The organism is Azospirillum brasilense (genome assembly GCF_003349955.1).
Taxonomy (GTDB): Bacteria; Pseudomonadota; Alphaproteobacteria; order Azospirillales; family Azospirillaceae; genus Azospirillum; species Azospirillum brasilense_B.
On the sequence record NZ_QLKQ01000041.1, the window covers coordinates 25,129 to 46,623 of the forward strand.

The following is a 21,495-nucleotide window of genomic DNA, read 5'->3' on the forward strand; positions in this document are numbered from 1 at the left end:
TTCCCTGGCATGCTGCCGAAGGCCGATTCGAACGACCCGACCATGCCGGACCACGAGCAACTTCTGCTTGCCGTCGCCCGCAACCGGGACTCCACCGCCTTCCGCGCGCTGTTCGATCACTTCGCGCCGCGGATCAAGGCCTACATGCGCCGGTTGGGCGCCGACGGCAGCGCGGCCGAGGAACTGGTCCAGGACGTCATGATGGCGGTGTGGCTGCGGGCGGACCGCTTCGATCCGGCGCTGGCCAGCGCTTCCACCTGGATCTACACCATCGCCCGCAACCGCCGCATCGACCGCGTCCGGCAGGAGCGGCGGCCCGAGCTCCAGCCCGAAGACCTGATGGCGGACGGTGGCGAGGAACCGACGCCCGACCACCAGTTCGAAGCGGCCGAGACGGCCTTCCGGCTGCGCGCGGTGATCGGCAACCTGCCGCCGGAGCAGGCCGACGTGCTGCGGCTGGCCTATTACGAGGACAAGGTTCATGCGGAAATCTCCGCCGAACGCGGCATTCCCCTGGGGACCGTGAAGACCCGTCTGCGGCTGGCCCTCGTCCGCCTGCGCCGGGCCTTCGGGGAGGGGGCGTGACCGTGCCGGCCCATCATCCCGCCCCCGAACTGCTTCTCGACTACGCCGCCGGCAGCCTGCGCGCGGTGCAGTCGCTGCTGATCGCCGCCCATCTCGCCTATTGTCCGGACTGCCGCGCGCAGGTCGCGGAGCTGGAAGCCTGTGGCGGCGTCCTGCTGGCCGATCTGCCGCCGGAGCCGGTGTCCGATTCGCTGTTCGGCACCCTGATGACCCGGCTCGACACGACGGCCGCCACGCCGCCGCCCGTACCCCCACCGGCCGGAACGAGTCTGTTTCCCGGCCCGCTGCGCCGCGCCATCGGGGCGGAACCGGAGGCGCTGGACTGGGTGCGCGTCGTTCCGGGCGTCCACCTGTCGGCCTGGGGCGTCAGCGCCGGAACGGCCTCGGCCTGCCTGCTGCGCATGGCGCCGGGGTCGCGGGTGCCGGCCCACCGCCACACCGACAGCGAGATGCTGCTGGTGATGAAGGGCGGCTTCTCCGACGAGTTCGGGGCCTACCGGGTCGGCGACGTGGCGTCCTACGACACCGGTACGCCGCACCACGCCGTGGCCGACGCGGACGGGGAGTGCCTGTGCCTGCTGGTGCAGGACCAGCCGCTGGTCTTCACCGGCCCGCTCGGCTGGCTGCTCAACCGGGGCTTCCGCTTCTGAGCGGAAAACTGGAACGGGACAGGAACATTCCTTCCCCGCCGCAGGCGCGCTGCTGCTAGACTGCGGCCATGGCTGTGTTCGACGATTGCAAGGCCCTGTGCCGCGACTGCGCGGCGGCTGTCCGCGGGAGCGAGCCGCGCTGCCCGAAATGCGGCGGCCGGCGGCTGGTCCGGCATGAGGAGCTGCATGGCCTCGCCATCGGCCACATCGACTGCGACGCCTTCTACGCCACGGTGGAGAAGCGCGACCGGCCCGAGTTGGTCAGCCGACCGCTGATCATCGGCGGCGATCGGCGCGGGGTGGTCGCGGCCTGCTGCTACATCGCGCGGATGGCCGGGGTGCGTTCGGCCATGCCGATGTGGCAGGCGCTGGAGGCCTGTCCGGACGCCGTGGTGCTGCGGCCCGACATGGCGAAGTACAAGGCGGTGGGCCGGCAGGCGCGGGAGCTTATGCAAGCCTTCACCCCGCTGGTCGAGCCGCTGTCCATCGACGAGGCCTTCCTGGATCTGTCGGGCGTGGGGGAGCGGCTGAGCATCAGCCCGGCCCAGGCGCTGGCCGAACTGGTCCGCCGCTTCGAGAACCAGTTGGGCATCACCGCCTCGGTCGGGCTCAGCTACAACAAGCTGTTCGCCAAGATCGCCTCCGACCTGGAGAAGCCGCGCGGCTTCTCGGTGATCGGGCGGGGGCAGGCGCTGGACTTCCTGGCGCCCAAGCCGGTGTCGATCCTGTGGGGCGTCGGTCCGGTGCTCCAGCGCAAGCTGCAGTCGGACGGCATCCGCACCGTGGGCGACCTGCGCGGCTGGACGGAGATCGACCTTGTGCGCCGCCACGGCAAGATGGGCCGTCTGCTGCACCGCTTCGCCCGCGGCCAGGACGACCGCCGGGTGGAGCCGGAGACGCCGAGCAAGAGCATCTCCGCCGAAACGACCTTCGACTGGGAGACCGCCGACAAGGCCGCGCTCAAGGACGCTCTGCTGCCACTGGCCGAGACGGTGGCCCGCCGCCTGTCGGCCGCGGGCTTGCGGGGGCGCAGCGTCGTGCTGAAGATGAAGACCGCCGACTTCCAGACGATCACCCGCTCCCGCCGGGTCGATCCGCCCGCCCGGTCGGCGGGGCTGATCTGGCAGACCGGCTGCGAGATGCTGGACGCCGAGCCGGACGGGCGGTCGATCCGCCTGATCGGCATCGGCTGCACCGACCTGCTCGACCCCGAGACCGAGGCGGAGCCGGGCCTGTTCGACGGGTTCGGCCCGTCTCCGCCGGGTTGAAGCGAATTCGGACCAATCCGGTCCAGGGATCGCTTGCCGCGGACCGGCGGAGGCGCACACTCTTCGCCTGGACGTTTCGGCAGGGAGAGACGGGATGAGTCAGGCGGTGTGCGCAGGGGCCATGATGACCTGCAGCTTCGGGGCGGCGCCGTCCGCGCTGGTGGTGCTGCCGCTGAACCGGACGATGGCCGGCGGCCCGCCGATGGCCAACATCATGGACAACAAGCCGATCATGAACATCCCGCCTTTCGGCGTCTGCACCAGCCCGGCCAACCCGGTGGTCGCTTCGATGATTCCGGTGCCGCCGCCGGGCGTGATCAAGCCGCAGCCCTGCGTTCCCTGCACGGTCGCCCCTTGGGTGCCCGGCGCGCCCACGGTGATGGTCGGCAACATGCCGGCCCTGACCTCCACCAGCAAGCTGATGTGCAACTGGGGCGGGGTGATCCAGATCGTGGTGCCGGGGCAGTTCACGGTGCAGACGCCGTAGGGTGAGCGGGGCTCTTGCCCCCACCCCGGCCCTCCCCCGCTGGGCGGGAGAGGGTGCCTTCTGCGAAGCGGCGGCGGTCCCCTCCCCTGCGAGAGCGGGGGAGGGTTAGGGTGGGGGCAACACCTTCCAAGGGTTCCCCCTCACCCCGCCGGGGGCTGCAGCACGGCGATCTCCTTGCCGTCCTCCGAATAGGTCCGCAGCGGTTCGATCAGCAGGCCGCGGCGGTAGACGCCGTGCTGCATCAGCGCGCCGGAGGGGAAGAAACGGCGCAGCACCCCGTCCTGGAGCCCGTCCAGGAAGGCGGCGCGCTCGCTCACCGTGCCGTCGTCGTAATAGCCCAGCACCGGGCCGTGCAGGCGGTCGTTGGCGTAGCTCTCCCGCCGCATTGGACGGCCCTGTGGGCTGTGGAACAGCGCCTCGCCCTCGCGCTTGCCGTCGCAATACTGGAAGACGGCGGCCACCGTGCCGCTCTCGTGGAAGAAGACCGACGGACCGTTGAGAAGGCCGTCGCGGTAGGTCATGCGGCAGGTCGGGCGGGCGTTGGCGTAGAAGGTGGTCTGGCCGTGCTGCACGCCGTCCGCATACTCCGCCACCTGGACCAGGGCGCCGCCGGGCGCGTAGTTGCGCACCTCCCCGTGCAGCTTCCCGGCGCGCAGCCGGGCGCGCAGGAGCGGGTGCCCGTCCTCGCCGTAGGCGGTGTAGAGGCCATGGAACTGCTCGTCGCGCATCTCGCCGCTACGGACGATGCGGCCCAGCTCGTCGCGCTCCTCGACGGGTTGGGGATCGGACGCGGCGGGGGCGGCCATGTCGTCGGCGGTCTCAGTGGCCATCTCAGTTCACCTTCACCAGGGTGCCTTTGACGGTCATGATGGCACCGGCGCTGACCTCGCCCATGGTCTGGGCCTTCAGCGTGGCCGACAGCCCCTCGGCGGACAAGGCGAGGCCGGCCTTCAGGTTCATGCCCATGCTCGCCTTGACATCCATGCCCATGCCCGACTTGATCTCCATCGCCATGCCGGACTTGGCGTTGAAGGCGCCGCCGGCGTCGAGCGTCATGCCGGTGCCGGACTTGACGCCAACCTCGCCGGAGGTGGCGGTCACCTTCACCGACTTGCCCTTGATCACCACGTCGCCGGTCACGTCGATGGTCAGGTTGCCCTTCACCGTCAGGGTGTAGTCGCCGTCGGCCTTGTGGATGAAGTCCGCCTTGTTGGTGTGGGTCTCGTTGTCCTTCACCGTCACGGCGCGCGTGCCCTTCGCGACCTCGTGAGTCTCGTTGCCTTCCGACACGGTGATGCTGTGATCGTTCTTCACGGTCAGCTTGCGGTCGTGCTGGATGTCGATGGTGCTGTCGTTCTCGACCGTCTCCACCTCGTCGTGCTTGATGAGGCGGGTGACGTCGTTCAACACCTCGACGTTCATGTCCTTCTGGGCGTGAACGAAAATCTCCTCGGCGTCGGCCTTGTCCTCGAAGCGGATCTCGTTGAACTTGCCGGTGCCGTTCTTCGAGGTCTGCGTCTTGATGGTGCTCTTGGTCGAATCGTCGGGCAGCGTGTAGGGCACGGTCTGCTCGGCGTTGTAGACGGAGCCGGTGACCAACGGACGGTCGGGATCGCCGTCGAGGAAGGTCACCACCACCTCCTGCCCGACGCGGGGGAAGAACATGATGCCGTAATTCTTGCCCGCCCAGTTCTGCGCGACGCGGACCCAGCAGGAGCTTTTCTCGTCCTTCTTGCCCAGCCGGTCCCAGTGGAACTGCACCTTGATGCGCCCGTACTTGTCGAGCCAGATCTCCTCCCCGCTCTTGCCGACGACGATGGCGGTCTGGGTGGAGTGGATGCGCGGCTTCACCGCCGTGTCGAGCGGGCGGAAGGGCAGGTCGGGCGGGAAGGCGGTGAAATGGGCGTTGAAGTGGCCGCTCGCCCCGTCGATGCGCACGGAATACAGGACATACTCGGCGTTCAGGTCGCTCTTGCTGTGGCCGGATACGGTGATGCGCGTCCCGGCCTCCAGCGACCGGCATTCGCCGCTGCCGCGCACCCGGCGTCCGGGGAAGGCCAGCGCCTGCTGGCGCAGCTTGGCCATCGCCTCGCCGTCCGACGAGGTGGTGTGGCGGCCCATGTAGTCGCTGACCGTGCCGAAGCCCGATGCGCCTTCGGCCGTCGCGTAGAGGTCGGTCGAGGGCGTCTCGAAATGGTAGCCGTCGATGCCGTAGCTCTTGGTCGTCACCCGCCGCTCGACGCTGAGACCGTTCAGCACATGGTCCTCGTCGTCGTGCCCTTCGGTGGCGCGGTATTCGAAGGCGTCGAGCAGCGGGCTCTTGGCGAAGGCGTTGGCCCCGTCGCCCAGCACCAGCGTGTGCTTCCCGTCCTCATGCGCGAAGTAATAGAAGATGCCTTCCTCTTCGAGCAGCCGGGCGACGAAATTGTAGTCGGTCTCGCGGTACTGCACGCAATATTCGCGCTTGGCGTAGGTGCCGGTCAGCGACTTCTTGATGTCGGTGTAGCCGGCGCCCTTGCAGACCTCCTCGACGATTTCCGGGACCGTCTTTTCCTGGAAGATGCGGCAGTCGCCGGAATGGGTGAGCATCCACAGCCAGGGGTGCAGCTCCGCCTCGTAATGGGCGACCTGGCTGCGGTCGTCGACGTGGGTCAGCTCGATCCGCCCGACGATGGCGTTGATGTGACGCACCGTCTCCTGGTCGCCGAGCGTGATGGCGACGGTCACCGCCTTGCCGACGACACGGTCGAAGGCAATGTCATCGTCGGACGAGATCATGGTGACGCGGTAGGTGAACAGCGACGACAGCCGCTCCTCCCCCACGATGGTGCGCAGCGCCAGCGCGTCCGCCCCCAGCGGGGTGGTGATGGACAGATACTGGCCGTCCTGGGAAAAGCGCTTCGCCATCCTCGCCCCTCCCCGGTCAGGCCGCCGTGCCGTCCACGCCCACGGTGAAGCGCCCGTCCGCGCCGTGGTCCACGATGATGCGGCCCACCGGCTGGCCGGCGGCGACGCGGTCGAGGATGCGGATCGCCACCTCCGGCACCACGAACTCCGACAGCAGCGTGTCGATCATGCGCGCCCCGGCGTCGGAATTCAGCGCCCGCAGCACCAGCGCCTCCACCGCCGCGTCGGTCACCGCCAGCTCGGCGCCGCGGTTGCCGGCGGTGCGGCGCTGCAGCTTGTCCAGCTTCATCGTCACGATGCGGCGGATCTGCGCCTCGCTCAGCGGGTAGTAAGGCACGACCGACAGGCGGCCGAGGAAGGCCGGGCGGAAGCGGCGGCGCAGCACGTCGGAGATGGCGGCCAGCCCCTCCTCCCGTGCCTCGCCGATGCGCCCGGCGTCGAGCGCCTCGCGGCCCAGAGCGAACAGCTCCGTGTCGCCGAGGTTGCTGGTCAGCAGGATCAGCGTGTTGCGGAAGTCCACCTCTACCCCCTCGCCGTCCTCCAGCATGCCCTTGTCGAAGACCTGGTAGAACATGTCCAGCACGTCGGGGTGGGCCTTCTCGACCTCGTCCATCAGCACCACGGCGTGGGGGCGGCGGCGCACCGCCTCGGTCAGCACGCCGCCGCTGCCGTAGCCGACATAGCCCGGCGGGGCGCCGCGCAGGGTCGCCACCGCGTGGGCCTCCTGATACTCGGACATGTTGATGGTGATCAGGCTGTCCTCGCCGCCGTTCAGCAGTTCGGCGAGCGCCAGGGCGGTTTCGGTCTTGCCGACGCCGCTCGGGCCGCTCAGCAGAAAGACGCCGATGGGGCGCTGCGGCTCGCCCAGCCCGGCGCGGTAGCCGCGCACGGCCCGCGCGATGGCCTGGAGCGCCTGCGGCTGGCCGACGACGCGGGCGGCCATGCGGTCCTCCAGCGTGGCGACCACCTCCAGGTCGTCCTTGGACATCGAGCCGACCGGGATGCCGGTCCAGTTGGACACCACGGCGGCGACCACCGCGCCGTCCACCCGGTGCGGGACCAGCGGGCTGTCGCCCTGCACGGCCTTCAGCTTTTCCGTGGCCGCGGCGGCCTCCACGGCGTGGCCGGCCTTCAGCGCGGCCTCCACCACGTCGACCAAGTCGCGTTCGCGGGTCCAGCGCTCGTCCAGAGCGGCCTTCTCCAGGGCCAGCGCGCCGCGGCGTTGCGAAATCTGCGACAGGCGGGCGTGGTGGGCTGTGCCGGGTTCGGCCTCCAGCCGCTCCGCCTCGCGGGCCAGGATGGCGTCCTCGCGCTCCATCGCCTCGATGGCCTCGGGCTTGGAACTGCGGGCGATGGCGACGCGGGCGCAGGCGGTGTCGAGCACGCTGATCGCCTTGTCGGGCAACTGGCGGGCGGGGATGTAGCGGGCGGACAGGGCCACGGCGGCGGCGATGCCGTCGTCCAGCACGCGGACCCCGTGATGCTCCTCGAAGCGGCGGACGAGGCCGCGCAGCATGGCCGCCGCCGCCGTCTCGTCCGGCTCCGGCACCGAGACGGGCTGGAAGCGGCGGGCCAGCGCCGGGTCCTTCTCGAAATACTTCTTGTACTCGGCCCAGGTGGTGGCGGCGATGGTGCGGAACTCGCCGCGCGCCAGGGCGGGCTTCAGCAGGTTGGCGGCGTCGCCCTGGCCGGCGGCCCCGCCGGCGCCGATCAGCGCGTGCGCCTCGTCGACGAAGACGACCATCGGCACGGGGGAGGCCGAGACCTCCTTGATGATCGACTTCAGCCGGTTCTCGAACTCGCCCTTAACCCCGGCTCCGGCTTGCAGCAGCCCGAGGTCGAGCGTGCGGATGACCATGCCGCGCAGCGGCGGCGGCACGTCGCCCTCGGCGATGCGCAGGGCCAGCCCCTCGACGATGGCGGTCTTGCCGACGCCGGGGTCGCCGACCAGGATCGGGTTGTTCTGACGGCGGCGCATCATGACGTCGATGACCTGCCGGATCTCGCGGTCGCGCCCGATCACCGGGTCGATCTTCCCGGCCTTGGCCTGGGCGGTCAGGTCCTGGCTGTACTGGTCCAGCATGGCCCGTCCGTCCGACGCGGCGGAGACCGGAGCGGCGGCGGAAGCGGAGTCGGCCGCAATGGCCGATGGCCCTCCCTCTTTCAGGACGCGGACCAGCTCCGGCAGGTCGGACGCGGTGCGCTCGCGCGGCAGGGCGAGCAGGGAGGGGGCGGACTCCGTCACCACCGCCCGCACGGAATCGCAGGCAACCGCGGCCCAGAGAATGGCCGGCAGAAGGATCTGCGGGCTGTCGAGATGGGTCACCGAGATCAGCAGCGCCGTCTCCAGCATCTCCGGAACACGGGGGGAGAAGGCCGGGGTGCGGCTGTTGCCGCGGCGGATGCGGTCCAGCGCCGCGTCCAGCTCCGTCTCCAGCCGGCCAGTCTCGACGCCGTAATGGCGCAGGATGCCGGCGACGGTGGCGTCCTTCAGCCGTAGCAGGGCCAGCAGCACATGCTCCGCCTCGACGTCGTAATGGGTCTGCGAGACGCACAGCGCGGCGGAGCGTTCCAGCACCTTGCGCCCGTCGCGGTCGAGCTTTCCGATGAGGGACTTGATGTCGGCGGTCACGGGACGGCTCCCTGGGATGACGTTGACGTTCCCTCTCCCCTCTGGGGAGAGGGTTAGGGTGAGGGGGTTGCGCTATGCGGTACGTCCGGCACAAGCGCAACCCCCTCACCGGCCCTTCGGGCCACCCTCTCCCCAGGGGGGAGAGGGTTATAAGAGGCGGGGTCGAGGGTCAGGCGGCCGTCCTTCACAGTCGGGCGGCCCGGCGCCCGCAGCCAGGAGGTCCAGCCGAGGCGGCTGCCCTCCGGCGGCTTGGTGGACAGGCGGGTCGGCGGCACCTTGGTGGCCTCCAGCACCAGCACGATGCGGAAGTCCATGCCGTCCCCGGTGTGGAAGCGGGCGAGCGCGCAGAGCGTCTGGTGGTGCCGCCCATCGGGCAGGAACTCGCGGAAGCGCTCCAGGCTGTCGAGCGTCAGTTCGATGGCGTAGCAGCTCTGCTGGTCCCAGACGCGGCGGCCCAAAACGACCGTCCGGCCCAGGCTGTTGTTGCGCGCGCCGAAGCCGCCCCCGATGCGGGTGCGGCTCTCCTCGTCCAGCGGCAGCCAGCGCCCGACGAAGCTCTCCACCCGCACCTTGACCCGGAAGACGGCGCCGAGGATCGCCTCCAGCCCGGCCGACGACCGGCGCCGGTTGGCGAGGATGCCGGAAAAGGCCAGCAGCATGCGGTCGGGCGTGCCGGGCAGGCGCTGCTCCAGGCCGGGCGTGCCGATGCCGGCCAGAGCGCGCAGGACGCGGGCCATCAGAGTGCGTTCCGGGTCGCGCTCCAGCAGGGGCAGGCTGCCCTGGCGGGTGCGGTAGAAGATCGACATCAGGCGGTGGTTGAAGATGTCGTAAAAGGCCGAGCCCGCCGTGTCGCGCCGCGCCGCCCGCTCCACCAGCAGTTCGGTGGCGACGTAGGGCAGGGGGCCGTTGATGCCCGCCACGCCGAGCACGGGGGAGCGGACGACGCCGCGCCCGTCCTCGGTCCGCCGCGCCTCGACCACATCGCTGGCGGGGAAGACGAAGCTGGGGTCGTGCTCAATGCGGACGGCCTCCTGCTCCGGGTCGATCCCGGTGCCGAGCGGTGCCAGACCGGGAGCGGCGCGCTCCAGCAGGGCGATGGCCTGCAACAGGTCGAAGCCCCAGGGCTCCGCCTCCAGCCGGTCGATCAGGGCGGGGGAGTTAACGGCGCGGTCCGTCACAGGACCGGCTGGCTGCCGGCAAGGCGCGACCATGCCTTCCACACCCCTTCCCGTTGCACCGAGCGCAGCCGAAGCTGGGCGAAGGCGTTGACGTTGACGTAGAGCCCGAGGAAGCGGCTGAGCACCCCGCCGAAGACCAGCGGGCTGGCGCCGACGAAGTTCCGCTCGTCCAGGGCCACCGTCACCTCCAGCCCGCGCACGAAGCCGCGCCACGCGTCCTGCCCCATGCGGTGCAGCACCGGGCGGGAGGACAGGCCCTGCACGCCGCGGATCTGATGCTGGGCGGACGGGTCGTCGGGCGCGTGCAGCAGCAGGATGGATTGCAAGGCGCGCAGCCCCTCGGCGTCGCCGGTCAGGCTGAGATGGTTGACCGACAGGTGCGAGATCAGCTTCCAGGCCGAGGAACCACCCGCCGGGGCGGGGCGGCCGGGAGTCGGCTTGTGCAGGCAGCGGATGGTGGCGATGGGGGCGGTTTCCTCGATCATCAGCGCGGCCCCCGCCGGGACCTGCTCGGCCAGCGCCCGGTTGGTGCAGAGCGTGCGCACCAGAAGCGTCTCGTCCGCCGGCTCGGTGGGCGTCAGGTCGAGGTGGTGCAGGCTGAGATGGATGTCGGTGCCCGGCACGTCCTCCCGCTGGGTCGGTTCGCGCGCGGCCAGCCAGAAGCCGCGCGGCTCCGTCTCGGCCTCGGCGTGCTGGTGCGAGAAGAGGGGGACGTAGCGGTGGTGCATGCCGTCGCCGTCGCGCAGGCCGCTGACCTCCAGGATCGAATGGACCTCGGTCGTGCGTTCGCGCAGCGCGTCGGGAACGACGCGGTAGGCGGTGCGCCGGTGGTTCAGCCGGATCGGCTCCGCCGTGCGGTTGAACAGGTTGACGATCGGCGTGCAGCCGAGGACGAAGCTGTCCTTGCGCAGGGTCAGCCGGTTGGGCAGCGGGCGTGACACCGCGATCAGGATGTCCACGACCTCCCCCAACAGCCGTCCCTGGGGGATCGGCAGGTCGTAGAAGTCGAACTTCTGCGGGAACTCGAAGTATTCCTGGAGCAGGCCGTAGGCCGGCTGGGCGTGTCTGGGGTGGGGCAGCACCGTCTCGTCGGGGCCGAAGCCCACCGGGGCGATCAGGTTCTCGCCGCGCAACCGCACCGGCGGCTTGCCGGGCTGGACGTAGGCGATCTCGACCACGCCGCACAGGAACAGCTCGTGCAGGGCGGAGGTGAGGATCGTCTCGCCGTCGATGAACAGCCGCAGCCTGTCGATCGGCAGGTTCTCGAAGGACTGGTTGCGCGTCTCCAGCCGCAGCCGCAGCACCGAGGCAGTGGCGGCGCCGTCGAGGAAGTCGTAGCGGTCGGCCGGTTCCACCGCGGCGTCGGTCACCGCGACCGGCCACAGAGTCACGTCGTAGGCGGTGCGGAAGCGGCAGCGGATATTGTCCTCGGCCACGGCGTGCAGCGGGGTGCCGCGCGGCACGCGGAAACCGCCGGTCAACCGCCCCTCGCCGGGCGTCGGCTCCATCCGCGCGATGCCCATGGCCGGGATCGGCGCGATCATCTGCGGGTGCAGGATGCCGAGCAGCGCCTCGGAGAAGCGCGGGAACTCGCGCTCCAGATTCAGTTGCAGGCGGCCCGACAGGAAGGCGAAGGACTCGATCAGCCGTTCCACGTTCGGGTCGGCGGCCTGATCCGGCCCCAGCGCCAGCCGGCGCGCGATCTTGGGATAGCTGCGCGCGAAGGCTTCGCCCGCCCGGCGGACGTAGAGAAGCTCGCGTTCGTAATGGTCGAGGAGGTCCTCGCGCCGCATCCTGGTGCGTCCTTTCAGCCGGATTCGGCTTGGCCGCGCAGGCCCACGTCGAATTCCAGCCGTTCGGTGACGGTGCCCGCCACGACCTCGCCGGAGATGCTGGTGACCATGGTGCCGCGCCCGGTTCCGGCGCTGACGGTCACCCGCGGGCGCTTCAGCCGCGGCTCGAAATCGATGATGGCCTGCCGCACCATCCGTTCCACCTGACGGCGGTCGGCGTCGGAGGCGGCGTCCAGATGCGTGATGTCGGAAATCCCATAGTCCAGCGCCGTTCCGCCCAGGTCGGGGCGGCGGATGCCGGTGCTTCGGCTGTCGAGGATGCGCGCGACCTCGCGCCGGATCGACGCCTTGAGGTCGGGCATGGACAGCACCGTGGCGGACGGCTCGTCGCCCGTCGGCTGGTCCGGTTCGAAGTCGATCAGCCGTTCGAACAGCAGCGACCGTCCGCCGGTCATCGTCTTGGGCTGGGTCATCGCCGTGTCCGTTGGGGGGAGTGAAACTCTATTTTGTAATCCTCTCCCCTCTGGGGAGAGGGTGGCCCGGAGGGCCGGTGAGGGGGATGCGCGTGACGGTGCGTCCGGCAAAAGCGCAGCCCCCTCACCCTCCCCTCTCCCCAGAGGGGAGAGGGTTTCCCATCATGGGGAGGCTGGCTCAGCTGTCGGACACGGTTCCCTTCAGCAGGTTGAACTTCACGCCGCCGCCGCCTTCGTGCTTCTGGTCCTCGGTGTAGCGCTTGTAGGTCCAGTAGATCTCGGTGGCGTTGATCTCGATGGTCTCGGTCGTGTCGCCCTCGTTGACGCTCAGGCTGTGCTTGGCGATCAGCGGGTTGGTCAGCTCGATCGTCAGGAACTCGCCCCACTGGTGGGTGTCGCCGATCGGCTTGAGGCAATGGATGGTCCATTGCTTCTTCGCCGTGTCGGAGTTGGCCGAGCGCAGCAGCAGCGAGATCAGCTTGGGCGAGGCCCGGTCCCACTTGCGCTCAAGCGTGATGTTCTCGACCTTCGGGGTGTGGACCGTGCGGCGGGCGTTGGTCGACACTTCCATTTCGACGGTCATGTCCTGCGACATGGATTCGCACAGGATCTTGTCCTTGAAAACCACGCCCCCGGCGATCTCCACCGAGGACTCCCCCGCGACGTTGGGGATATCGAGAATGATCATAGACATGCGGATTTACTCCGGACGATGCGTTCGGTGGGGAGGGGATCAGGCTTCCGGCGCCGGCAGTTCGGCGACCATGCGGATGGAGGCCGACAGCTCCTCGAGCTGGAAATGCGGGCGCAAGAAGATGTTGGCGCGGTAGACGCCCGGACGGCCCGGAACGTCGTAGACGTCGATGCGGGCCTCGCGCAGCGGGAAACGGGCCTTCGTGCCCTGCGACGCCTCGTCGTCCAGCAGGACGTAGTTGGCGATCCAGGTGTTCAGATGGTCCGTGATGTTGTTGCGCGTCAGGAAGGCGCCGATCTTGTCGCGCAGCATCACCTTCAGGTAATGGGCGAAGCGCGACGACACCAGCATGTACGGCAGCATCGCGGAGATGCGGGCGTTCGCGTTGGCTTCGTCGGTGTTGTAGACCTTCGGCTTGTTGGTGGTCTGGCCGCTGAAGAACGCCGCGTAATCCGTGTTCTTGCAGTGGACCAGCGAGATGAAGCCGAGGTCGTTCAGCTCCTTCTCACGGCGATCGGTGATGGCGATCTCCGTCGGGCACTTCAGGGCGATGTCGCCCTCGTCGGTCTTGAAGGTGTGGCTGGGCAGACCCTCGACCTTGCCGCCGCCTTCCACGCCGCGGATGGCCGCGGTCCAGCCGTGCTTGGCGAAGCTGTCGGTGATGCGCGAGGCCAGCGCCCAGGAGGCGTTGCCCCACAGGTACTTGGAATGATCGCGCCCGTCGGTGTCCTCGACGAAGTTCATGCCTTCGACCGGAACGGTGTTCGGGCCGTAGGGCAGGCGCATCAGGACGTGCGGCATGGTCAGCGAGACGTAGCGGGAGTCTTCCGACGACCGGAAGGACCGCCACTTCACCATCTCGGCCGTCTCGAAGATCTTCGACAGGTCGCGCGGGGCGCCCAGCTCACCGAAGTTCTCCATGTCGAACATCGCCGGCGACACGGCGCTGATGAACGGCGCGTGGGCGGCGGCGGCGAGGTTCGACATCTTTTCCAGCAGGGAGATGTCCTGCGGATGACGACCGAACTCGTAGTCGCCGACCAGCATGCTGTAGGGCGTGCCGCCCAGCGTGCCGTACTCGGCCTCGTAGACCATCTTGAACATGGCGCTCTGGTCGAACTCGACCGCGCTGTCCAGGTCCTTCTGCAGGTCCTTGCGCGAGACGTTGAGGACGCGCAGCTTCAGCGTCGTCGAGGTCTCGGTGTTCATGACGAGGTAGTTGAGGCCGCGCCACGTCGCTTCCAGCGTCTGGAAGTCGGGGTGGTGCATGACCTCGTTCAGCTGGTCGCTGATCAGCTCGTCGATCTGCGCGATGCGCTGGTTGATCGCCTCGACCACGTCGACGGCGGAGGCGTCGCCGGTCTCGGCGAGGACCTGGTCGACGAATTCGGTCAGAAGGTCGCGGGCGTAGGGCCGCTGGCCCTCCTCGCGCGCCATCTTGCCTTCGACCATCATGCGGTCGAGCAGGGACAGACTGGCGGCGCTCTCAACGGACGTTTCCGTGCTCACCTGTTCGCTCCGTGAAGGGGGTTCTGGTTGGGCTTGCCGGGACGGGGGATCAGGCGGGCTCGCCCGCGGGCTCGCCGGCGGCGGCGTCCGCCGGGCCGAGGAGCTTCTTCAGCTCGTCCTGCTGCTCGGTGCTGGTGATGACGTCGTTCAGCAGGCCGTTCAGCTCGTCGTTGCCGTCCAGCTTGGCCAGCAGGTCCGACAGCTTCTGCCGGGCTTCGAACAGGCGGCTCAGCGTCGGCACCTGCTTCAGCACCTCGACCGGCTGGAAATCGTCCATGTGGCGCATGTTCAGCAGGATGTTCAGCTTGCCGCCGTCCTCCTGCAGCTTGTTGTCCACCTGGAAGGCGAGGCGCGGCGCCGTGGCGGCCATCACGTCATTGAAGTTGTCGCGGTCGATCTCGACGAACTTGCGCTCCTTCAGCTTGGGAAGGGGCTTCTCCGGCTTGCCGCTGAGGTCGGCCAGGATGCCGACCAGGAAGGGCAGCTCCTTGGTCTCCTGGGCGCCGCCGGTGTGGACCTCGTAGGTGAGCTTCACCCGCGGCGGGCGGACGCGCTCCAACTTCTTCTGACTGCTCTCGCTCATATCTGACGACCTCATAGGGTTGTGCGCGTCGCGCGCCGGCTGTCGAGCTTCGCCATCATTCGAAAGGCACCCCCGCGGAGGCCAGCCGAGATGGACCCCAATTGGACGACATCGCCCCGGAACACCTCCGTTTCGGAGGGAATGTCCGGTGTACGAAGCATCGCCCGCTCAGCTTCGAAGGTGCTGCAAGAGGAAGTTGCGGGCCTCCAACAGTTGACTCATCCGCTCGGCGCTGGACAGCAGGCCGGTGTCGGGGTGGAAGATCGGGGCCAGCGTGCGGAAACGGCTGTTCACCACCTGCGGATCGAGGCCCCATTCATGGGTGAAGCCCAGCACGTAGGTGGCTTGCCAGGGTTTGCGGATCGGCTGGCGCAGCGGGCGGAAGGCCAGCGTCTCCAGCGCCGCGGTCAGCTGTTCCAGCCGCAGGCGGCAGCGGCTCATCTCGCTTTCCACGGCGTTCAGCTCGCCCGCGGTGATGAGGTGCGCGCCGTCGTCGTTGCCGATGGTGGCGGCGACCCAGGCGGCCTTGCGCACGGTCGCCGCGTCGAGCGGCGTGGCGTGGCGCACGCGCAGCTTCGGCACGACCCGCACGCGGCGGGTGCCGCCGTTCTTCAGCGTCACGGTGCGGTGGGAGACGTCCACCGGCTCCGGGCTGCCGGGGTCGGGCAGATGGGTCAGCGCCTCCGGCCCGACCAGAGTCAGGCAGGAGCGGATCAGGGCGGGCACCGTCATGCCGCGCGCCGCCGCCGCGGAATCCACGGCGGCGTACAGGGCATGCTGACAGGGTGCGGTGATGGTGGGCAAAGGGCCTCCGGGTACGCACGGCGGTAGTGCCCCGCAAGGTGTGCGATGGCGGGCCGCCACGGAACGCCTTGTTGGTCCACTCCCGGAGTCACGCCGCCGGAACTGCGTCCGTTGCGGAGCGAAGGCGGTCAGGCGTCCCTGCCGCCGCGCAAGTCCTCCAGCGCGGCGCGGATGCCGGTTTCCAGCGCCCGGACGCGGCGGCGCTGCCGCTCCTCGCGCCGTGCGGCCTCCTGCGCCTCGCCGCGCAGGCGGTCCACCTCCTCGACCAGCGAGGGGGCGACGGTGCCGCGGTCGGTGTAGAACAGTCCGACCTGGATGACCTCGTAGAGGGAGGTCCCGGTGGGCATCAGCCGGTCCAGCGCGGACAGGGCGGCCAGCCGCTCGCCGGGGGAGTCGCTGCGCAGCCGGGCGAGGATGGCGTGCAGGCGGGCATCCCGGTTCATGATGGCCGCGTCATGATGGAGCGTGTCCCTTCTGGTTGGCCGGTCTGGTTGGCTGGCTTGGTTGGCCGGGGGAGTATCGCAGGGGCCGGGGAGCGGCAAAAGCAGATCAGACCAAGTTGGGCCAATCTGAACGGGATGCACCCGCGGAAAGCCGCTATAGCCGGACCCTTGGGAGGCTGGCCATGCTCTACGGTTTCGGGCGTCTGGCGCTTGTGTTGTGGCTGTGCGCCGTGGGCGGACAGGCGTTCACCCTGTTCGCCTTTCACAACGCGGTGGCGGAGGCGCACACGGCGGAAATCGCCGCGCGCGCGTCGGCGCTGGCCAGCCGCGTGGCCGCCAGCGCGGCGGAGCGCGCGGCCATCGGCTTTCCGCTTGCCGACCAGAACGACCTGCAAAGGCTGATCGACGTGGCGTCCACCGGCGGCGGAGGCGTGCGTCTCTATGTGGTGGACCCGCGCGGGACGGTGCTGTTCGCCACCGCCCAGGCGGCGGGAACACCGGTGCCGGCCTCCTGGATGGGTGGTGCCGCAGGGCTGCCGACGGAGCCCTGGGACCTCGCCGACCGCGACGGCGTGCTGGTCGGCGTGCCGGTGGCCGACGCCCTCGGCAAACCCGCCGGCGCCGTGCTGGGCCTCGCCCCGCAGCAGGACGCGCGGGTTGAGGTTCTGGCCGCGCTGCGCGAGACCGCGACGGTCACCGCCGTCTTCTTGGCCGCCATCGCGATCCTTGCCGTTCTGGGCACGCGGCTTCTGCTGTCCGGCGTCTGCCGGTCCGTTCTGGAGCGGACGGCCTTCTACGCCGCCGAGGCTCGGCAACTCCAGGTCGACGAACCCGCCGCCGTGGCGGTGGCCGACCCGGCGCTGTCCGCCGTGCTGGCCGGGCTGCGCGCGGCGGAGACCGAGGCCGCCCGCATCGACGGGGAGGTGCTGCGATGACCCGCCCCGTGACCCCGTTCCCCCAGCGCGGCGTGTTGCGGCGCTTCATCCCGCTGATGGCGGTGGTCGTCGTCGTGCCCTGGCTCGCCACTCTGGCGGCGGCGCTGATCGCCGCGGCCGGGCTGGCCGACCGGGGAATCGCCTCCCGTGCCGAGATCGTCGGGACGGGCATCGCCCATGACCTGGAGAAGGCGCTGGCGCTCGGTCTGCCGCTCGACCGCATGGCCGGGATGGAGGATTATCTGGGCGAGGCCGGCGCGGTCTTCCCAGAGATCAAGCTGATCCTGGTGGTGGACGGCGCCGGACGCCCGCTGTACCAGAAATCCGACGCGGCGCGCCCGGACCTGTCGGTCCGGCTGGTGCCGGCGGAAACCGATTGGCCGGCGCTGGGGCTGGTCCTGCAGCGCTTTCCCATCCGGCAGGGCGCCGCCACGGCGGGCGAGGTGCTGCTGGGCCGCAACGCCGTGGCGCAGCCGGCCAACGCGCCGCGCATCCTGATCGACTTCGCGGTGGCGCTGAGCATCGCGCTGGCGCTCGGCGGGCTGGCGCTGCGCACCATGCTGAACGCCCAGGTGATGGCGCCGCTGCGGCTGGCGGCCTCGCTGGAGGCCAACCTCGCGCGTTCCGTCTACGACCGCATCGCCCCGCCGGTGGAGCAGAGCCTGATCGGTACCCTGCTGGCCGAGATGAACCGGGTGGTGACCGGGGTGAACGACCGCTTCGCCCGCCTGCGCAGCTATCTGGCCGAGGTGCGCGACCTCAGCTTCAACAAGGACGCGGCGGCGGAGGTGGCGCCGCTGATCGAACGGATCGAGCGGCTGGGGCGCTTCTCGCCCGACCGGCTGACCGCGCTGGCGCCGCCGGACGCCGGGTCGCTGCCCTACGCCACCGCCTTCTGCGCGGGGGTCGGGGCGGCCGTCGCCGCCGCGTTCGCGGCGCGGCACCTGCCGCCGGGCGTCGCGCTGGGCGGGGTGGCCCTGGGGCTGGCCGTGGCGGTGCCGTTCGCTCTGGCGCTCGGCCGCCGCGCGCCCATTGCGGGGGCGCTGGCGTTGGGCGCGTGGGCGCTGCTGAACGGGCTGGGTGACGGAGTGGTGGTCTGGCTGAGCGGGGCGGTGCTGGGTGGGATGGCCGCGGCGCTTCCCTTCCAGGCGGCCCGTCCCGCCGCCGAAAGCCTGCGCGCCGGGCCGGCGGTGTCCGCCGCGGGCGGTCTCGTCGTCGGGACGGGGCTGTCGGTCCTGTGCATCGGCGGCGCGGTGCCCGGCGTTCTCGTGGCCGGCGGGATGCTGTCCGGGCTGGCCGGCCTGCTGGCCGCCGTCCGGCTGGAGCGGCGGACCGGCCTGACGCTGCCGCGTGTGACGCTGCGCGCCCTGCTGGCGATGGACCGTTGGTGGGTGGACGGGACGCCGCGCCCCAAGGGCTGGGGCCTGTGGCTGGTCACCGCCCTGGCCATGGCGGCGCTGAGCCGGGCCGACGGCGGCGGCGCGATGGATGCGCGCCGGCTTGCGGAGCTTCTCTGGCTGCACGCGACCCCGGCCTGGCTGGCCGCCGCGCTGGTTGCCCTCCTGGTCCCGCGGAGTGGGGCGGCGGCGATGAGCCTGGGCGGGACGGCGGCGGTCGGGCTGCTTCTGGCGCTCGGCCCGGTGGGTCCGGGAACCGCCGTCGCGCTGAGCGCCGCCGCGGCTCTTGGCGCCGCGCACGCGGGCTTCGCGGCGTCCGGAGGCTGGGGAGGGCTGACCGCGGTCCGCGCCGCGCTGACCCTGGCGGGAACCTTCGCTGCGCTGTGGCTGGCCGGCGGGAGCAACGCGGTGGTCGCCGCGGGCCTGCTGCCCTCGCTGGCCCTGCTCGCCGGAATCGGAGCCCTGCCGCCTCTGGCGCTTGCGCTGTGGCGCCGCGCTGTGCCGCGCCGGAGCCTTCCGCTCGACGGGGAGGCCGCGCGATGACCGGGCTTCGTCAACGCATGACGGTGGCCGCGGCGGCGGTGGTCCTCGCCGTGCTCGTCACCGCCGCCGTCTTCGCCCTGCTGCGCATCGAGAGCGGAGCCGACCGCCACGCCGAGGACGAGGGGCGGCTGACCCTGCGGCTGTGGGAGGGGCTTCTCGACCAGTCCGCCGCTGCGGCGCGGGTGGCGGCGGGGGACCCCCGCCTGAGCGAGGCGCTGGAGCGCGGCAACGCCGCGGCGGCGGCCGAGCGGCTCGGCGCGCTGGGCTTCACCGCGGCGACGGTGGTCAACGGCGCCGGGCAGACCCTGCTCGCCGTCCCGGCCGACCAGCCGATCCGCCTTCTCGACGAGCGGCGCATCGGGCAGGTTCTGGCCCGCAACGACACGCAGGACGGTCTGGTGCTGACCGGTGGTGCCGCGCAGCTCCTGCTCGCCCGCCCGCTCGGCACGCAGCGGCCGGCCGACCGGGCGCTGATCGCCACCCGTCCGCTGACCGGCAGCCTGGAGGCGCTGGCCGGTATTCTCGGGGGCTCAGCCTTCCTGGTCGGCGCCGATGGCACCTTGTACGGCCACGCCGGGCCGCTGGCCTGGCCCGACGTGCGTCCTGCCGCGGAGCGCGGCGAGGAGGCGCGGGCGACCATCGGCGCCCGTGGCTACGGCGTGCGCAAGCTGCGGCTGCCCAAGGTGGCGGGGACGGAGGGGGCGCTCTACCTCGTCACGGTGCGCGAGACCACGCTGGCCGCCATGGCCGACAGCCTTCTCGACAGCTCGGCCATCCTGGTGGTGCTGATGGTGCTGGTGGCGGGGACGCTGGGTCTGGACTGGTATTTCCGGCGCGTCTTCACGCCGGTCTACGCCTCCATGTCCGCCCTGTCCGCGCTGGCCGCGGGGGACACCGGCGTCGCCGTGCTGGGGGCGGAGCGGGCCGACGAGGCCGGGCAGCTCGCCCGCACCGTCGAGGTCTTCCGCAGCCGCAGCCGCGCGCTGCGCGACGCCGAGGAGCGGCGCGCCCGCCACTGGCTGCGCCAGCAGTCCTTCATCCGCCGCCAGATGCTCCGCCTGTCGGAAACCCTGCCGGAGCAGGGGCGGCGGGAACTCCTCGCCGACCTCGCCCGCATCGAGGCCGCGTCGGAGGGCCGGACGCCCTGCGCGCGCACCGACGACCCCGGCGCGCTCGCCGTCGCCTTCGAGGTTATGGCCGAGCGCGTGCGCGACCAGCACACCGCGCTCGACGGCATGGTCCGCCAGCTTCAGTCCGCGCTGGACACCCGCACCGAGCTTGTCGAGCTGCAGAAGCAGTTCGAGATCGCCCGGCGCATGCAGGCGGCGATCCTGCCGCCCGATCTCACCACCGCCCCCGACCTGGAGGCGTCGGGCCTGATGCGCCCGGCGGCGGAGTTCGACGGCAGCTTCTACGATTTCTTCCTGACGGCGGACGGGGCGCTGGTGGTGCTGATCGGGCAGGTCTCGGGCGGCGGGCTGGCGGCGGGCTTCATGACGGTGACGGCGCGCGCCGCCTTGCGGACGCTGGCGGCGGCCGGGCTCGGGCCGGCGGCCTGCCTGACCGGCGCCAACCGGCTGCTGGCGGCGGACAACGCCGCGGGCCTGTCAATCGGGCTCGCCATGGGCATCGTGTCGCCGCGCTCGCGCCGGCTGGTCTTCGCCGCCGCGGGCGTGCCGGAACCCTTCCTGCTGCGGCGCTTCGGCGATGTCGTGGACCTGCCGGTGGCGGCCAACCCGCCGCTCGGCCTCGATCCCGCGATGACGGCGGTGGAAACCGCGCTCGACCTGCCGGTGCCCTCGACGCTGGTGCTGTGCAACGGCGGGCTGCTGGACGGCGAGAACCGCTTCGGCGTCGCCTTCGGGCGGGCGCGGCTGACCGGCATCCTCGGCAACCTCGACGACCTGTCCTCGGCCAGCGTGACCGCGGCGGTGTCCGCCGGGCTGGCCGAGCATGGCGGCGGCGCCGCGATGGCGGTGGACCGGCTGTGCGTCGCCCTGCGGGTGCGGGCGTGAGGGCGCGCGGCCTTCTCGCCGGTGCGCTCGCCCTGATGGGCGCGCTGCTCGCCGGGCCGGCGGTGGCGGAGGTGGCGCCGGCATCGGACGGCGGCCCCGCGCTGTTCCAGTGCGGCCGTTACCTGCGCAACGGGGAGACGCTCTACGGCATTCCGCCGGGCATCCTGCACGCCATGAGCGTCGTGGAGTCCGGGCGGGCCGGGATGCCCTGGCCCTGGGCGCTGAACGTCTCGGGGCGCCCGCATTACCCGGCGACGCGGCGCGAGGCGCTGCGGCTGATGCAGGACGACGAGGGTGGCTTGCGCGGCGACGTGGCGGTCGGCTGCATGCAGATCCACACGCGCTGGCACGCCGGTTCCTTCGCGGGGGGCGAGGACATGCTGGACCCCGCCGTCAACGTCGCCTACGCCGCCCGCTTCCTGCGGGAGTTGTACGACCGCCACGGCTCCTGGACGGAGGCGGTGCGCCGCTACCACGCCAGCGACCCGACGGCGCAGGACACCTATCTCTGCCTCGTGCTCGATCGGCGGGTGCGGCTGGGCTACCAGCGCGAGACGGCGGAGATGCGCCGGCTGTGCGGCGGCCCGGACTCGTGAGCG

General features: G+C 70.9%; 19 protein-coding genes. 8 read left to right on the forward strand and 11 right to left on the reverse strand.

Annotation, left to right across the window (positions count from 1 at the left end):
* Positions 1-9 precede the first annotated feature (9 nt).
* From DXK32_RS18330 to DXK32_RS18345, 4 genes are all read left to right on the forward strand, one after another.
* Positions 10-585: a sigma-70 family RNA polymerase sigma factor gene (locus tag DXK32_RS18330; protein WP_114859839.1), complete on the forward strand. Its 576-nt coding sequence runs from the start codon at positions 10-12 to the stop codon at positions 583-585.
* On the forward strand, positions 582-1,235 hold the full coding sequence (locus DXK32_RS18335; protein WP_114859840.1) for a ChrR family anti-sigma-E factor: 654 nt from the start codon (positions 582-584) through the stop codon (positions 1,233-1,235). Before DXK32_RS18330 ends, DXK32_RS18335 begins: the two co-directional genes overlap by 4 nt.
* 68 nt (positions 1,236-1,303) lie before the next feature.
* Positions 1,304-2,503 (forward strand): DNA polymerase IV, encoded by a 1,200-nt coding sequence (locus tag DXK32_RS18340; RefSeq protein ID WP_114859841.1) that lies wholly within the window; start codon positions 1,304-1,306, stop codon positions 2,501-2,503.
* 94 nt (positions 2,504-2,597) lie between these two features.
* The gene (locus DXK32_RS18345) at positions 2,598-2,990 is read left to right on the forward strand and encodes a DUF4280 domain-containing protein (RefSeq protein WP_014198555.1); all 393 of its coding nucleotides are present in this window, start codon (positions 2,598-2,600) and stop codon (positions 2,988-2,990) included.
* A 140-nt stretch (positions 2,991-3,130) separates the two neighbouring features.
* Here the strand turns inward: DXK32_RS18345 and DXK32_RS18355 are convergent, their stop codons facing one another.
* The 11 genes from DXK32_RS18355 to DXK32_RS18405 all read right to left on the reverse strand — a co-directional run bounded on the left by DXK32_RS18355 (position 3,131) and on the right by DXK32_RS18405 (position 16,006).
* Positions 3,131-3,820 carry a toxin-antitoxin system YwqK family antitoxin gene (locus DXK32_RS18355; RefSeq protein ID WP_247877221.1) on the reverse strand — a complete coding sequence of 230 codons (690 nt, stop codon included), beginning with the start codon at positions 3,818-3,820 and terminating at the stop codon, positions 3,131-3,133.
* A gap of 1 nt (position 3,821) precedes the next feature.
* On the reverse strand, positions 3,822-5,897 hold the full coding sequence (locus DXK32_RS18360) for a type VI secretion system Vgr family protein (protein WP_114859842.1): 2,076 nt from the start codon (positions 5,895-5,897) through the stop codon (positions 3,822-3,824).
* Between the two features lie 16 nt (positions 5,898-5,913).
* The gene (gene tssH, locus DXK32_RS18365; protein ID WP_114859843.1) at positions 5,914-8,529 is read right to left on the reverse strand and encodes a type VI secretion system ATPase TssH; all 2,616 of its coding nucleotides are present in this window, start codon (positions 8,527-8,529) and stop codon (positions 5,914-5,916) included.
* A 53-nt stretch (positions 8,530-8,582) separates the two neighbouring features.
* Positions 8,583-9,707 (reverse strand): type VI secretion system baseplate subunit TssG, encoded by a 1,125-nt coding sequence (gene tssG / locus DXK32_RS18370; RefSeq protein ID WP_247877222.1) that lies wholly within the window; start codon positions 9,705-9,707, stop codon positions 8,583-8,585.
* Positions 9,704-11,500: a type VI secretion system baseplate subunit TssF gene (gene tssF, locus DXK32_RS18375; protein WP_114859844.1), complete on the reverse strand. Its 1,797-nt coding sequence runs from the start codon at positions 11,498-11,500 to the stop codon at positions 9,704-9,706. Before tssF ends, tssG begins: the two co-directional genes overlap by 4 nt.
* Positions 11,501-11,514: 14 nt before the next feature.
* Positions 11,515-11,973, reverse strand: coding sequence for a type VI secretion system baseplate subunit TssE (gene tssE, locus DXK32_RS18380; RefSeq protein ID WP_114859845.1), 459 nt, complete (start codon positions 11,971-11,973; stop codon positions 11,515-11,517).
* A 178-nt stretch (positions 11,974-12,151) separates the two neighbouring features.
* A complete protein-coding gene (locus DXK32_RS18385; protein WP_114859846.1) occupies positions 12,152-12,667 on the reverse strand; it encodes a type VI secretion system tube protein Hcp in 516 nt (171 codons plus the stop codon).
* Between the two features lie 39 nt (positions 12,668-12,706).
* Complete coding sequence (gene tssC, locus DXK32_RS18390) at positions 12,707-14,176, reverse strand: type VI secretion system contractile sheath large subunit (RefSeq protein ID WP_114859847.1); 1,470 nt, start codon at positions 14,174-14,176, stop codon at positions 12,707-12,709.
* 49 nt (positions 14,177-14,225) lie between these two features.
* Positions 14,226-14,759, reverse strand: a complete 534-nt coding sequence (gene tssB / locus DXK32_RS18395; protein WP_114859848.1) for a type VI secretion system contractile sheath small subunit — start codon at positions 14,757-14,759, stop codon at positions 14,226-14,228.
* Between the two features lie 168 nt (positions 14,760-14,927).
* Positions 14,928-15,563 (reverse strand): hypothetical protein, encoded by a 636-nt coding sequence (locus DXK32_RS18400; RefSeq protein ID WP_236778238.1) that lies wholly within the window; start codon positions 15,561-15,563, stop codon positions 14,928-14,930.
* Between the two features lie 128 nt (positions 15,564-15,691).
* Entirely contained in the window at positions 15,692-16,006 is a 315-nt protein-coding gene (locus DXK32_RS18405) for a hypothetical protein (protein WP_114859849.1), read from the reverse strand.
* Positions 16,007-16,188: 182 nt separating this feature from the next.
* Here DXK32_RS18405 and DXK32_RS18410 point away from each other — a divergent pair, with 182 nt between their 5' ends.
* From DXK32_RS18410 to DXK32_RS18425, 4 genes are read left to right on the forward strand one after another with little or no spacing between them, the layout of a single operon-like run.
* Complete coding sequence (locus tag DXK32_RS18410) at positions 16,189-16,941, forward strand: hypothetical protein (protein ID WP_247877223.1); 753 nt, start codon at positions 16,189-16,191, stop codon at positions 16,939-16,941.
* Positions 16,938-18,881: a hypothetical protein gene (locus tag DXK32_RS33185; RefSeq protein ID WP_247877224.1), complete on the forward strand. Its 1,944-nt coding sequence runs from the start codon at positions 16,938-16,940 to the stop codon at positions 18,879-18,881. The genes DXK32_RS18410 and DXK32_RS33185 overlap by 4 nt, the downstream gene beginning before the upstream one ends.
* Positions 18,878-20,896 carry a PP2C family protein-serine/threonine phosphatase gene (locus DXK32_RS18420; protein WP_114859850.1) on the forward strand — a complete coding sequence of 673 codons (2,019 nt, stop codon included), beginning with the start codon at positions 18,878-18,880 and terminating at the stop codon, positions 20,894-20,896. The genes DXK32_RS33185 and DXK32_RS18420 overlap by 4 nt, the downstream gene beginning before the upstream one ends.
* Positions 20,893-21,492 carry a lytic transglycosylase domain-containing protein gene (locus tag DXK32_RS18425; protein ID WP_205215761.1) on the forward strand — a complete coding sequence of 200 codons (600 nt, stop codon included), beginning with the start codon at positions 20,893-20,895 and terminating at the stop codon, positions 21,490-21,492. Before DXK32_RS18420 ends, DXK32_RS18425 begins: the two co-directional genes overlap by 4 nt.
* The last annotated feature ends 3 nt before the right edge of the window (positions 21,493-21,495 follow it).

What these genes read in the sequence shown, in the direction of transcription:
- DXK32_RS18330 (WP_114859839.1), top strand. Translation starts at nt 10, where the DNA reads ATGCTGCCGAAGGCCGATTCGAACGACCCGACCATGCCGGACCACGAG.
- DXK32_RS18340 (WP_114859841.1), top strand. Translation starts at nt 1,304, where the DNA reads ATGGCTGTGTTCGACGATTGCAAGGCCCTGTGCCGCGACTGCGCGGCG.
- DXK32_RS18345 (WP_014198555.1), top strand. Translation starts at nt 2,598, where the DNA reads ATGAGTCAGGCGGTGTGCGCAGGGGCCATGATGACCTGCAGCTTCGGG.
- DXK32_RS18355 (WP_247877221.1), bottom strand. Translation starts at nt 3,820, where the DNA reads ATGGCCACTGAGACCGCCGACGACATGGCCGCCCCCGCCGCGTCCGAT.
- DXK32_RS18360 (WP_114859842.1), bottom strand. Translation starts at nt 5,897, where the DNA reads ATGGCGAAGCGCTTTTCCCAGGACGGCCAGTATCTGTCCATCACCACC.
- tssF (WP_114859844.1), bottom strand. Translation starts at nt 11,500, where the DNA reads ATGCGGCGCGAGGACCTCCTCGACCATTACGAACGCGAGCTTCTCTAC.
- tssE (WP_114859845.1), bottom strand. Translation starts at nt 11,973, where the DNA reads ATGACCCAGCCCAAGACGATGACCGGCGGACGGTCGCTGCTGTTCGAA.
- DXK32_RS18385 (WP_114859846.1), bottom strand. Translation starts at nt 12,667, where the DNA reads ATGTCTATGATCATTCTCGATATCCCCAACGTCGCGGGGGAGTCCTCG.
- tssB (WP_114859848.1), bottom strand. Translation starts at nt 14,759, where the DNA reads ATGAGCGAGAGCAGTCAGAAGAAGTTGGAGCGCGTCCGCCCGCCGCGG.
- DXK32_RS18405 (WP_114859849.1), bottom strand. Translation starts at nt 16,006, where the DNA reads ATGAACCGGGATGCCCGCCTGCACGCCATCCTCGCCCGGCTGCGCAGC.
- DXK32_RS18410 (WP_247877223.1), top strand. Translation starts at nt 16,189, where the DNA reads ATGCTCTACGGTTTCGGGCGTCTGGCGCTTGTGTTGTGGCTGTGCGCC.
- DXK32_RS33185 (WP_247877224.1), top strand. Translation starts at nt 16,938, where the DNA reads ATGACCCGCCCCGTGACCCCGTTCCCCCAGCGCGGCGTGTTGCGGCGC.
- DXK32_RS18420 (WP_114859850.1), top strand. Translation starts at nt 18,878, where the DNA reads ATGACCGGGCTTCGTCAACGCATGACGGTGGCCGCGGCGGCGGTGGTC.